Annotated in this window: 10 protein-coding genes and 1 pseudogene; 2 read left to right on the top strand and 9 right to left on the bottom strand. The window is 36.8% G+C overall.

Going from position 1 to position 13972, the window contains the following annotated elements:
• Positions 1 to 88: 88 nt before the first annotated feature.
• The 9 genes and pseudogenes from QME58_05430 to QME58_05390 all read right to left on the bottom strand — a co-directional run bounded on the left by QME58_05430 (position 89) and on the right by QME58_05390 (position 11808).
• Positions 89 to 2491, bottom strand: a complete 2403-nt coding sequence (locus tag QME58_05430) for a DNA internalization-related competence protein ComEC/Rec2 (protein MDI6803273.1) — start codon at positions 2489 to 2491, stop codon at positions 89 to 91.
• A 109-nt stretch (positions 2492 to 2600) separates the two neighbouring features.
• Complete coding sequence (locus QME58_05425) at positions 2601 to 3512, bottom strand: alkaline phosphatase family protein (GenBank protein MDI6803272.1); 912 nt, start codon at positions 3510 to 3512, stop codon at positions 2601 to 2603.
• 1 nt (position 3513) lies between these two features.
• A complete protein-coding gene (gene dtd / locus QME58_05420; protein ID MDI6803271.1) occupies positions 3514 to 3975 on the bottom strand; it encodes a D-aminoacyl-tRNA deacylase in 462 nt (153 codons plus the stop codon).
• A gap of 1 nt (position 3976) precedes the next feature.
• Positions 3977 to 4852 (bottom strand): peptide chain release factor N(5)-glutamine methyltransferase, encoded by an 876-nt coding sequence (gene prmC, locus QME58_05415; protein ID MDI6803270.1) that lies wholly within the window; start codon positions 4850 to 4852, stop codon positions 3977 to 3979.
• A complete protein-coding gene (locus QME58_05410; GenBank protein MDI6803269.1) occupies positions 4852 to 5772 on the bottom strand; it encodes a hypothetical protein in 921 nt (306 codons plus the stop codon). Before QME58_05410 ends, prmC begins: the two co-directional genes overlap by 1 nt.
• Positions 5773 to 5852: 80 nt before the next feature.
• Positions 5853 to 9347 (bottom strand): BadF/BadG/BcrA/BcrD ATPase family protein, encoded by a 3495-nt coding sequence (locus tag QME58_05405; protein MDI6803268.1) that lies wholly within the window; start codon positions 9345 to 9347, stop codon positions 5853 to 5855.
• 124 nt (positions 9348 to 9471) lie between these two features.
• Positions 9472 to 9791 (bottom strand): annotated as a pseudogene (locus QME58_05400) (four helix bundle protein).
• A 14-nt stretch (positions 9792 to 9805) separates the two neighbouring features.
• Positions 9806 to 11413, bottom strand: a complete 1608-nt coding sequence (locus QME58_05395) for an activator of (R)-2-hydroxyglutaryl-CoA dehydratase (GenBank protein ID MDI6803267.1) — start codon at positions 11411 to 11413, stop codon at positions 9806 to 9808.
• 71 nt (positions 11414 to 11484) lie between these two features.
• Positions 11485 to 11808 (bottom strand): hypothetical protein, encoded by a 324-nt coding sequence (locus QME58_05390; GenBank protein MDI6803266.1) that lies wholly within the window; start codon positions 11806 to 11808, stop codon positions 11485 to 11487.
• A 152-nt stretch (positions 11809 to 11960) separates the two neighbouring features.
• On the opposite strand from QME58_05390, the gene glnA reads away from it, so the two are divergent.
• Both glnA and QME58_05380 read left to right on the top strand, forming a co-directional pair.
• The gene (gene glnA / locus QME58_05385) at positions 11961 to 13343 is read left to right on the top strand and encodes a type I glutamate--ammonia ligase (protein MDI6803265.1); all 1383 of its coding nucleotides are present in this window, start codon (positions 11961 to 11963) and stop codon (positions 13341 to 13343) included.
• A gap of 5 nt (positions 13344 to 13348) precedes the next feature.
• Complete coding sequence (locus QME58_05380; protein ID MDI6803264.1) at positions 13349 to 13675, top strand: DUF4296 domain-containing protein; 327 nt, start codon at positions 13349 to 13351, stop codon at positions 13673 to 13675.
• Positions 13676 to 13972 lie beyond the last annotated feature (297 nt).

Raw genomic sequence — 13972 nt, 5'->3', positions numbered from 1 at the left:
TGTAAGTAAAATAAAAATAAATTGAATGAGAAACAAAGTGAGGAGGTTGGGGGTAATTGCAACTGTTTCACTACTTACCGCCACCCCTTCACCTCCACTCAACTTCTCTCCATGTCAATCCGTTTGATTCCAAAACAATTGCTCCTTGTAAATCAGTGCGATAAATTTTAATATTCATTCGCTTTAAATTTTCTAAAACAATTTTTGAGGGATGGTTGAACTTGTTTGCATATCCAACAGAAATAACCGACAGCGATGGCTTTATTGTTTCTATGAACTCGAGACTACTGCTTGTAGTACTACCGTGGTGTCCGCATTTTAAAATATCGACCTCTAAAAACTCTTTATATTGATTTATTAATTTTATTTCTGTTGCTCTCTCGGCGTCACCGGTCAATATAAGTTCCGTTTTCCCATAAACAACTTTCAGCACAAGAGATTGGTTATTCAGGTCGTGTATATCTGTCGAATCATATTGTTCAGAGGGATGTAGTACGTATATCCTGAAATTATCTGCAACATTTATTATTTCACCTCTTTTAATGATTTGATAATTTATTTTGGATGAATCTATGATATGTTTGAATTCTTTAAAAATATCTGATTTTTCAAAAGACCCCGCGTCAATAATTTTACCGATTTTAAAATTACGCATCAAATATGGAAATCCACCAAGATGATCGTGATGGGGATGGCTATTTACAAGAATATCAATTTGAGAAATACCTTGCCTGTTTAAAAATGGAGTTATAAACCTTTGCCCCGCATCCCGATAAAATGTTCTCGCACCGCCATCGACAAGCATGTTTTTACCATTCGGAAATTCTAAAAAAATAGCATCCCCTTGTCCAACATCTATGAATGTTGTTTTAAGTTTAGGTTCAACTTTGAAAAAAATGAAATAGTAAAGAATAATATTCGACACGATTAGTAGAACGAATATTGACCTCTTAAAAAATACTTTCCGGTTTATGGTGAAAAGAAAAATAATGCTGCCATAAAATAGCAATCCCGAAAATAATGTAAAATTTGAATAAATGAATGAATACTTCCAATTCCCAAATACAGCAACCAAATGCAATAATAATCCCGCAACCGATTTTGTTGTCTCAGCGAAAATTAATCCAAGCCAACTTGATACAAACGAAAATACAGTTGTTGTAATACCCAAAGCCAATACAATTCCGGTTAAAGGAACTACAAGTAGGTTAGCCACTAATCCAATCATAGAAATTTTACCAAAGTAATACGAAGTAAAAGGAAGAGTTCCTATTGCGGCTGAGACGGAAACGGCAGCAAGCCCGATGATAAATTTTACAGAACTTACATTTCGAATATTTTGTGGAATTAATTTATCGACGGATGAAATTTTGGGATAGAGTAATACTATCGAAATTACTGCTGCAAACGAAAGTTGAAATCCCGGATGAAAAAGCTGCTTGGCATCAAAAAATAGAAGGATAATAGCGGCAACTGCAAGCGAGTTAAAGATATCAATCTTGCGTTCAAGTAAGAGCGAACTTAATAGAATTACACCCATTACACTTGCACGAACAACAGAAGGAGATTGTCCTGTGAGGAAAACGAAGGATATCAGTATAAAACAAGTTGTAATAATTTTTAGTTTTTCCGGAATACGAAAAGCAGTCAATAATGATATCACGATTAATATTATCATCCCGACATGTAAACCTGAAACAGCGAGAATGTGCATTACACCTGAATTTATAAAAGCTTCTTTCGTTTCAAAAGGGATTTCGCTTCTGTCTCCGACTAAAATGCCTTTTAAAAATTTTGCTTCTTCGCCACCAACGAACCTATCAAAATTATGAGCGATTTTTTTTCGCAATGGATAAATGATGTAACTTAAAAACCAGTTTCCGGTTTTTTGCTGAATTACAACATCTTCTCTCCCGTCAAGATATATACGTGCGTAGATATCGTTAACTTCCAGATAACGTCGCAAATCGAATTCACCCGGATTGCGAGCCGTTCCTGCTAATGCAAGTTGTCCGGATAGCGTCACCCGAACACCGTATTCCAACGAATCTGAAAATTGGTCGGATATATTCTCACGCGGAATTGAAACCAATACTCCACCGAATACACCGATTGAATCTTTTTCTGATTTTATTTTTTCAGATTCAATGACAAATTGAATATTATATGTTTTCTTTTGAGGCGGGTCGGTTATGATGCCTTCAATTGATTGAATACCGGACGTTGCAACAAATTTAGATATTTGATTGTCGGGAATGAATTTACCATCTATAGTAATTTTGAAAACACCAAGTGTGAAGAGTAAACTAACTATGATAAATGTATAAATTAATGAATTGTCCTTGTGATAATAAAAGATAAGAACTGAAAGAGTAAAAAGAAAGACCAAAAATCCAAGCAGGTACCAAATTGAAAAAGAGAATTCCCAGCCGATAAGAATACCGGCGATTAGAGGAAGGACAAATTTGATTGCGGGTTTTGTGGAAAACATTATTTATATCTTCATTCAAATATTGAATAATGAACAAAGAATTTAGAATAACGAGGTGTTGGATTAATTCATTATTCTATGTTCGATATTCTAAATTCACTTATTTTCTCTAATACAAACTCACGATTGCCGGCGCTACATGAGCAATGCTTTTCAGCTTTCCTGCAAAATGTGCTGCTTCTTTGCCATAAACTATTAAAGGTACTGGATTTCGTGTATGTGTTTTTACCGATAAATCTTCGAAGTTTCCGTGGTCGCTCGTAATAATCATAGTCATCTGTTTTTTATCAAACGCCTCAATTACTCCGGATAATAATTCATCGATCTTTGCTAACTCTTCTTTGGCTTTTTCCATAGACTGACTATGACCGGCATGGTCGGTATAAAAATATTCAAAAAACACAAAATTATATTTCTCTAAAAATTTTACCAACCGATGACCGGCTTCTTTTGGAGAGAGAATTGGAACTGCGGGAAAGCCAAGCGCATTCCATTTCTGGCTTGTGATATCGGCTGAAAGTGCCTCGCCCGCTTGCAACTGCTTGAAATCATTCAACTTAAAGCCCGCCATTTCCCAGGCAAGTGTTGTTGCAGTGCGGCGGGTTTGATGTGCTGCAACATATTCAAAGTAACGCGGTGGATAAGCGTTTACATAAAAAACAGATTTTCGTTTTTGATGGAGAAATTTATAAATATTTTTTTCTTCTAATATAATTCGGAGTGTTGAATATGGATAAGGACCGAAATGTTTCCCCACAAATTTAGAAGCATTCATTCCGCATAACAAAGTAGTCTGCCCTGTGCCACTTTGTGGCAACCCTTCGATGCCAAGCGTTGCATTGATTGGTGAGTAAAAAGTAGAATCAGAAGAAAAATTTTTAAGCCGCAAGTGTGGTATGTTTCCATCCAATAATTTTTCTAAAGCCGGAATTTTGCAAGCATAAAACGGATTTCGAGATTGATCCTTTTTGCCAACTCCAACCCCATCATAAAATAGCATCAGAACTTTTGGAGTTTTCATTTTAGTTTCCGTTCTTGGGTTTTGATTCTAACATTATAGTTACAGGACCGTCGTTAATTAAATTTACATCCATCATTGCGCGGAATACTCCAGTTGCTACTTTATTCTCACCGAGTAATGCGCGCAGTTGTTCTACAAATAACTCGTATAATCTCTGCCCTTTTTCTGCCGAAGCTGCTTTAGTAAAACTCGGGCGGTTTCCCCGTCGTGTGTCGGCGTAAAGTGTAAACTGAGAAACTACGAGCGCACTTCCACTGATGTCCTGAACCGATAAATTCATTTTCTCCTGAGTATCCTCGAAAATTCTTAAGTTGGCACATTTCTCGGCTAAATAATTTGCATCGGACTCATCGTCGTTACCGGATACACCTAATAATATAAGCAATCCTTTGTCAATCTGTCCTGTAACTTTACCATTTACAGTAACGCTCGCTTGGCTAACTCTTTGTATTAACGCGCGCATTTTATTTACTCCATCTCGCTTTAATCACTCTATCGTTATCGCTGTAATCTTTTATTGTTTCGATTTTATAATAACCGAACTCAGAACAAATTTTGGTTACTTCTACACTTTGGTTGTAGGCAATTTCAAGAAAAAGCCACCCGTTTTCTTTGAAAATGTTTCGCGCCACATCTGCTATTCGCCTGTGATAAGTTAACCCATCGCTGTCGTCAGTGGTTGCAGAGTGTGGTTCAAACAAACGTATTTCTTCTTGAATTCCTAAAAATTCATTTCTCGAAATGTAAGGTGGATTAGAAACGATTATATCGTATTTAGGAAGGCCGGAAACATCGTCGAAAATATTTAGCTGCTTTAAATCGATTCTATCGAAAACTCCATTTGCATCAACATTAGTTCTTGCCATTTCGATAGCCGGTCTGCTTGCATCAATACCTGTAACGTTTGCGGCAGAAATAAATTTTGCCAGACTCACTGCAATGTTCCCGCTTCCGACGCCGATATCAAGAATATCTAAGCCGTTCGGATAATTCTGACTAGTCTCTATGACTGCCTCGACCAACATTTCAGTTTCGGGACGAGGGATTAAAACACGTTTATCGACTTTAAACTTCAGTCCCATAAACTGAGCTTCACCAATTATGTACTGCAAGGGTTCACGATTTAAACGCCGCTTAAATAATTCTTTGAATGATTTCAATTCTGTCTCACGCAATGGTTTATCGTGATGCAAATATAAATCAATTCGATTTTTATAATTAAGCATGTGGCAAATCAGTAACTCTGCATTCAATCGTGAATCATCGAAACCTTTTTCGTTTAAATAATTCGCCGACCAATCCAATAGTTTCTTTATTGTCCAAGTATTTTCGTTGCTCATTATGATGGAAGAGAAATAAAGAAGCTTAAGCTCAGCCTGATTTGTGTATCTGCTATACCTTTGTAGTTGCTCTGATAACGAATTCCAGTATCAAAAAGGAGTACTTTGGAGACCGCACTCCTGATTCCTGCCACCATCAAACCTCTTTGTTTCGGAACGATGGTTTTATTTTTTGTGTTGACACTAAAATAAGGCATCGTTTGGGCTTCGAACATCAATTGAGTCCTCTCGTTGATCGTATAAATAAATCCACCGAAAACATATCCCAGTTGTTTCTTATTAATTACATCTTTACTGAAATATTCGTACGGTGGCGACCAGCCTAACCGAATATTCCGATAACGCAAATCGCTTATACCACCCCCTACGTGCAGTGAAAGATTTTCGTTAGCGTTTTTGCTGAATGCTATGAATGCTGTTGTTATGCGAGCTTCGTAATCAACATTACGTAATCCCTCGTTATACAATTCAGGTTCGGACGCTCGAATACCAGATTCATAAATTTTAGTTCTATCCCAATCGTTTGATGACCGCAAACCGATAGCAATTGCCGGATAATTTCCGGTGCCTTTGTAAATTTTCCCCTTCAAGGTTATTGTGGGAATATTTTGATTAACATTCGCAAGAGCACCCAACAAGGAACCGGTGTTGACTTCAATATCTGCAATACCTCCGAGTCCCAAAGCAACGTTACCAAGAAATGCTGAGCTTTCCTCAAAGCCAAATGCACCTCCTAAAATAATATTTAAATCTAACGACTTCAAAACATCGGCAGTTGGTGTTGCAAAAATCCGATTCACATCATGCGGGAAATGAAAAGATATTATCTCGCCAGTTTTATCATTTTCATCTTGAATCGGAATGGAGAAACCATAACCTGTGAAGATAAACATGAACAGAATAAGTGATTTCTTATTCATAACCTCAACTCCTTTCAAAAAATATTGTTTATATAATCTGCTTTAATTATAAAAAATGTTGGCGATAATAACAAACAGAGCTATACGCAAGTTGATTCTTCAACAAAATTTTGAGTTTGAATTTGCGGAGTGGCTGGATTCGCGTTGTGCATTGTCTGCAAATACCTCTTCAGGAAATATGCAATTGTTTCAATACGAATCTTAATTGACCCTTTTGGCTTGTTCTCATCAATATCTTTGAAACAGAAATATGGCGTTCGACTCGCTTCAACAATTTCTTGAATCAAAGAATAAATTGGCGCATCGTGACCGCAGCGGAAGTTAGATAATTCGAGTGCAACTAAGTTGGGATGCCGTGCTACAAATTTAGCCCCCCATATTTTGTGATTTGTATTTTCACTATACGAGTTTTTCCAAACATCATTTATATCCATCGGGTGAGCATCATCATCGGAAAAAATCTTTTCTAAAATATCATCATCCGTTGGAAGCGAATCCTGTGTAAGAATCGGGTAACCTAATTTTTGAAATTCTTCAAGTATTCCGTGGCTAATCCCCGGATCGTTGTGATATGGCCTTGCAAGCACGACAATTCCGATTCGATTTTCATACTCGAGCATCTCCAAAATTTCTCTCCCTTTATGCTTCAAATCCTTCTGGAAATTTTGCAATGCCGTGTACCCGATTTCTACTGCTCTTGAATTTTCGCTTTTAGTTAAACCTAAATACATTTCAAGTTCATTGAATAATTGCTGTTTTGTAAATTCGGGTTCCAGCAAATTCAAGAACGGATTTAAAAATTTAACACCAAATTCTTCGAATAAATCTTTTTCTTTTGTGAATGCGGCTTTTACTGTAAATGGAGTTGCAACTGCCGTCGGACACCCGCGATGGTCAACACAATTTATTATGTTGCTCGGCATCGAATCGATGCTCGGGAAAAATATGTAATCGAGTTTCTTCTTCTTATGCTGAACATAAAGCAAATTGTGAACGTGCGGAATTGCAAGTTTACTCGGATAACACGGATCGATATTCCCTCGTTTCGCACCATCTCGATAAAGCTTCTCGGAAGTGAAATCGGAATAAACAATGTTGCCAGGTAATATTCCTAAACTTTCGAAATATGCACTAAAAAACGGATTGAGTGTATATAAATTTAAGAGACGCGGAATTCCGATTACTAATTTTTGACGTTTCAATTTCAGGAGGTTGACTGTCTTTTGTTTTTTGGTCAAAACAACCTTATGCGGTTTGTCGGCAATTGCTTCCGGTTTCACCGGTTGCCAAACTTTATATCCGGCATAATCAAGCATATTCGGATTAGCTGCTTTTGCTTTATCGATCTGCTTTTGAATTTCTTTCATTCCATCTAAATTATCAACGGCACCTTTTTCGCAGGTTGCTATAATGATTCGTTCTTTATGGATACCCAAAACTTCCTCTGCAAAATCAGGTTCTATCTGTTCCACCCGTCCCGACCGCATCATTTCAGCTCCCTGTTTATAACTGAAAGTGCCATTTAACTCTGAATCACTGGTTGCTGTTGTGAAAATATCTATGAATGTGCGGAGACATTTATTTTTGCAATAAAGACATCGTGTTTCTTCGCTGCGTGTAGTTTGATATTTTATAGAAGCAACTGCATCGAAACCGATGAACCGTGTTTTCATTCCTTCCGAAAATAAACGCGATGCTTCAAGCGCAACACCGATTGCACCACTCTCACCGGTGTGTGGATGGACTCGCAGTGTTGGTTCACCATTCAAACCGCTATAACGCGATTGGATAAAATCAATTTGTGCTTTTACTGCGGCTAAATTATTTTGAGTTCCCCCCTGTAAAACGAAGTGCCTGCCAAACTTTGATACATTCGGCATTTGAGCGATATAAAGCCAGATGTTTTTAGGTAATACTTTAGCAAGTCCCGCTAAAATTTCTTCCTGCTTCCAACCCTGTCGCTGAAAATCAACTAAGTCGGATTGTAAAAAAACCGCACAACCATAACTGAATTCAGGAACTCGACGCGCTTTGAATGCATTTTCGGCATAATCTTCTACATTAAATCCCAAACTTTCTGCCGTTGCTTGCAAAAAATAACCGTTGCCTGCCGAACACTGGGTATTGAGTTTGAAATCTATTACTCGTCTATCTTTTAGAATTATAATTTTTATATCCTGTCCGCCAACATCGCAAATTACATCCACTTCCTCAAAGTAATGCAAAGCAGAAATCGTGTGGGCAACAGTTTCTACAAGCGCCACATCAGCTCCGATGCAATCTTTTAAAATATCTTTTGCATAACCTGTAACTCCAACACCGAGCACATTGAGCTGAGCGCCTTGCGATTCAATTTTATGTTGTAGATTGAGGAGAATTTCTTTTGTATCTTCGATGGGATTGCCTTTTGATAAACGATACTCTTTAGCGATTACGTTTTTATTCGTATCCAGAAGAACAGCTTTTGTTGAAGTTGAGCCACCATCTACACCGATAAAAACATTCACGACTTCATTTTTGTAATAACGTGGCGGGATAAATTCAGGTATCCGATATTTTTCTGCAAACATTCTCGCTTCATCTTCACTCTGGCACAATCCTGAACTGCTTAATTTACTTTTTATATTTTCGCGATCGGAGTGAACAAATTCGTATAACTTTTGGCAACCTTGATATATTCCAACAGTTGCTGGTTCAGTTTTGCCAAACTCAACCGCTCCAATCGCCGCATATAACTCTGCATTCTGCGGAACTGTTATCAGAGAGGTCGGGTCAACATCTTTTGGTATTTCAATATTTCTTTCTTTCCAAATTGCTGGGATACTTGCTTGCCAAGCTTCGACCATTCCGGGTAAAAAAGTATTCGGTCCGCCTAAGAGTAAAACTTCAGGTAAGAGAGTGTTTCCACGAGTAAGAACAGTTAGATTTTGCTGGACAATAGATTCGAATAGCGAAGCCATCAATTCATGCGTGGATACTCCTTGCTTCTGTAACGAGTTGATATCAGTTTCGGCAAACACTCCACACTTACCCGCAACCGAGTGAATTTTTACACCTTTATACCGGTAGTTGCCTAATTCGGTAGTCGGAATATTTAACTTAGCGGCAATTTTATCAATTACCGAACCAGTTCCGCCGGCGCATTTATCGTTCATCGATGCAATTTTTTTGTTGCCGTTGTATGATTTTTTGAAGATAATGATTTTTGCGTCTTGCCCACCGAGTTCGATTACTGATTTTACTTTAGGATGATATTTTTCGACTGCAAATGATAGTGCGTTAACTTCTTGCACGAACTTACCGCCAATTAATTCAGCTAAATCGTGGGCACCGCTGCCTGTAACAAATATTCTGAAATCTCCCGGCTTTAAGTTTAGTTCGTTCTCGATTCTCTGTAAAAAATCAAGCACTTTTTCGGAAAGACGGGTTTCATGCCGCCTGTAGTCGCTCCAGATTATTTTATCTTTTTGCAAATCAACCACGACACCTTTAACTGTGGTAGAACCGATATCAAGTCCGACAGCGAGTGTGTAGTTATTGTTGGATTTTGTTTCGTATATGTTTTCAATTCTCATAATTACACCAAATGTTTAGCGCAGATTTTTCGAATCGGTGAAGTGGAGATAGGGAGAAACGGCGATATTTTTGAATAAATAAATTCATTATTTTTGATTATTCGTTTTTGATTTGATAAACTATTTATCTGGATCGTTTATAATACAAATATTTAGCATATAATTTATTTAAAGTACTTTCATCTATGTACCCACACTTGTAAGAAAATTCTAACCAAATTTGGGTTTCACAAGCCTCAGTTTCAGCATCCGACAACTTTGAAATGAATGCTGCTTTGTAGCGCCGTTAGCACACACAGATCTAGACGATTTTCGTATTTGATCGACCAGAGAATATCTTTCTTCAATGGGGAATATTTTTGTAATTTCAAAAATCTCCATTGCTGCTTTGAATGCTTCTTGATACACACGTAATTCTTTATATGTATTGATTCTCTCAGCCATTCAATTGTAGAAATTTATTTTATCTGTTTTTTAACAAAATATACAATCGTAGCTGCTCTCGAAGCTACTTCTTCAACTTTCGGAATTTTAAAGAATGGATTTTGCATTTCCGGATTTTCTGAAATAAACTTTCTCACTTCTTCCTCAGTCAAACCGGTTCCATCCAAAGATTTTTCGTACTCTAATTTACAGCGGAGACGCGCCTCGGTCAGACCCATCTGCACACGACTGTATGCGTTTATTTCTCCTTCTGCTGAAGTTTCAATCGGTAAAAACAACATATCAGGATGATGCGAAGTTACTACCGAATGGACACCATCACTCTGTGTGCTCGGTAAACATCCGAACGGTTTAAGCGATAAAACTAAATGTGCTAGATGGTTTTTAGTATAATAAATACTTTTCGATACTTCTAAATGCCCTTCGCCCCCTTTTGCACGAGTGTTGTAATATTTATGTGCAAGCTGTTCCAGTTGGTATTGGTTGCTCAAAGATTGTGGCAAATTGCTCGTCGATTTTCTGAAACGATTATATTCTTTCTTTAAAATAAATTCTCCAAACTTTATTAAAAGCTTCGGACGAATATATGTTCTCACAAATTCTTTTCTATCTGTAATCAACTGATTTCCGTCGTATAGAAGATACAACAACCAATTTGTAATTGGTTCTTTTATAATTTCTGCACCTTCATTTCCTAAATATCTGAACATCTTAAAATTCCCATCGCCTTCGGTAGTTTGTGCCCAAAACTCACCTGTAATTTTTATCTTTGGAACTACTCGAAGCGGATCCACTACTACAGCTTTTAATTTTTCGTTGATTACACGTAACGCATCAGGATATACATCGCTTAACATCTGGTCGGTCAGAAGAGCGTACAAACTTTTCGACTTTGAGCGGGTAAATTTCTGAAATATTTTTATTATTTTAGATTCATCGAGTTGCGATTGTTTTTTTTTGATGGTTTGATAAATTATTTCAGTTGCATCGGCTAAAATTCTATCCGTTTCACCTTTATTAATTTCATACGGTCGAATTTTATTACCGAGGTCGTTAATAATATCAGCGAGCACGAGACCGTTAAGGATACCGAGAAAAAACTCCTCATTCAGAAGCAAACCGTTACCTTGTTTCGATTGATCGAAACCTTCGAATTGCTGAAACACTAAAACACGAAAACCTCCAAATCCTGAATTCCTCAAAGCTAACCTAAATTCATTCTCATACATACCGAACCTACACGGACCGCAAGCACCTGCGGTCAAGAAAGCATAATTCTTTACGATATCCGATTTTTCAATTCCGCTTGCTTCTAACTTTTTCAGATAATTAACGAGGTTACCGACTGTGAAATAAGTGGGATTGCACATTCCATTATTGCAATACTCACGACCGACGTGATATGCTTCAATATTCGGGGTTGGAAGGTCTTGAACTTTGTAGCCCAGCCCTTCAATACCAGCTCGCACAAAATAATCGTGGCGTGCTGTGAAACCGCCGAGTAAAATAGTAGTGCTTTGTTTTTCGCCGGCTAAAAAAGGTAACTCTTCAAAACGTTTGTAATGTTGAGTCGTTTCAACAATACCACGAAGCGAATTAATATTTGTTTGTGAATTTTTCATCCCGCCTTTTTAATTAATAAAATTTATTATAGAAATAATACACAGCCCAAAATATGCTGTGGTACGCGGGACTAAATACGGAGAACCGGGCAGAGATGATTATCTTCTGAAGAAGGCGAATAATGGTGTAAGGAAATAACCGCTGAAACGGTTAAATAAGAAATCATTTTCTGAATTTGTTCGAAGGTAAGATAGATTAGATTTCTTCGATCATAATTTAGCAGTTGCTTTTTACGACGGACTAATTTATATCCCTCGGAATCGAGAACAACGGAATAACCAAACAATGCAAAGATAGAAATAAAAATTAGCAACAAGCGAATATGATACGACGGTTGTTTAGCTGAAAGCTTCTGCCAATAAAGTTTATCGCATATTTTTCTGTAGAACTTCATATCGATGATTCCATTTGCATCATAATTTACATCCAAATTGATTAGAAGTCAAGTAAACGAATTGTTTTTCAAACCCAATTTACTTATATTTTTCCATCAGTTTGGCCTAAGTTCTCATCAATTCAGGTATTACCAACTAAAAGTAAATCCAAATGCAAATGGAAAAAAACATAATTCAAAATACTGAAAAAATTATAAAAGATAACAATATTAAATTCATAGATTTAAAAACTATTGATTTAATCGGAAAATTGCATCATATCAGCGTTCCGTATGAGGCAGGACTTCTTGAAAATTTGTTGGAAGAAGGAATAGGATTCGATGGATCGAGCTACGGTTTTTCGAAAGTCGAACAAAGCGATATGATTTTAATTCCCGATTTTGCATCTGCTGTAGTTGACCCGTTCAGGACTGCTCCAACTCTGAGCGTCTTAACTGAAATACATCTTACTGATTCTAATAAAACACGCTTCAATCAGGATGGAAGATTTATTGCTCAAAAAGCAGAAAAATATTTATCCGATACCGGAATCGCTGATAGCTCATTATGGGGACCTGAATTTGAATTTTATATTTTCTCGAAGGTTGAGTTCGATACACGAACAGCTTTATCATTTTATAAAATTGAACATCAAGAAGAATTTTTCGCTAATGCTTACCATGCTGCAAATCCGTTTGATATATACGACGATTTCCGGGATGAAGCTTCGTTACTTTTTAAACAAATGGGTATAGATGTAAAATACCACCATCACGAAGTTGGTGAACGGGGACAACAAGAAATTGAAATTCAATTCGATAGTTTGTTAGCTATTAGCGATAAAATTGTTTTAGCAAAATATTTATTGTTTAATCTTGCACGCAAGCATAACATATTCATCACGTTTATGCCTAAACCGATGTTCCAGCAAGCTGGAAACGGACTACACGCGCATCAATATTTACTAAAGAAAGGTAAAAATATTTTTTACGGAAAAGATAGGTACGGCAATTTAAACGAATTGGCTCTATCGTATATCGGGGGTTTATTAAAGCACGCACCCGCTTTGTGTGCATTCACAAATCCTAGTACAAATTCCTATAAACGCTTAGTGCCGGGATTTGAAGCGCCGGTAGCCATAACATTCGGTAAAGCAAACCGGTCAGCTGCTATCCGAATTCCGTCGTATGTAAAAAATCCGGATGAAGCTCGTTTCGAATACCGCCCACCTGATGCAACTGCAAATCCATATATGTTAATGAGTGCAATGTTAATGGCTGGTCTTGATGGAATAAAAAATAAAATTGATCCTATCAAAGAGGGATTAGGTCCGATTGATACAAATGTTTACGACAATAAACACAACGTCAAGTTCCTTCCAAAAAATTTAGAAGAAGCTTTAGATGCGTTAAAAGAGGACAATGAATTTTTAAAACAAGGCGATGTTTTTACAGATGATTTGATTCAACAATGGATAAAAACAAAACAGCACGATATTAAATCGATAGCAACTATGCCCCATCCGTACGAATATAAGATGTATTTTAATTTGTAAAGATAATGAAAAACTTCCAATTTACCGGTTGCGTTATTTTATTTTTAATAATAGGATGCAGTAGCCCTGAGAAAAAAGAAATCCCCAGTTCTAAATTCGCAGACATCTACATTGATTTGATATTAGCAGAAGGGATGCGTGAACCTATCGATTCACTGTTATTAAAAAGTAATGATGAAGTTTCCGATAGCATTTTCCAAAAGCATAAAGTAACCGTAGGGCAAATTAAATTAACTATCGATAATTACAATAAGGACATTAACAAGTGGAAAGAATTCTACAAAATAGTTATTGAAAAATTAAAACACCTCCAGCCAACTGAATCGAATTAACTATCTGATATTTTTATCGGGTAGTTCTAATAATGAACACCGAATGACGAAGTATGTGTTGCAGCTTAATTGTTATTTTTGTAAAGGGCTTTGATGGACTTTAGTTCTTTAAGAAAAAACGACAATCCAAATATCACAAATAATATTGCATACCAACGTTTTTCAGGATTGATAAATGCTTCATAAACTAATATTAAAATTGCCACAAAAAGCGCTGTTAAATATGCAAATTTTATAAACCGACTAGTGTTGTGTTAGCCATGAATTGACGGATATAATCTTTTAAGTTTCACCCTT

Source organism: Bacteroidota bacterium (genome assembly GCA_030017895.1).
Lineage (GTDB): Bacteria > Bacteroidota > Ignavibacteria > UBA10030 > BY39 > JASEGV01.
Note: the sequence above shows the minus strand (reverse complement) of the source record. Positions and strands in the feature narration are given on the sequence as shown.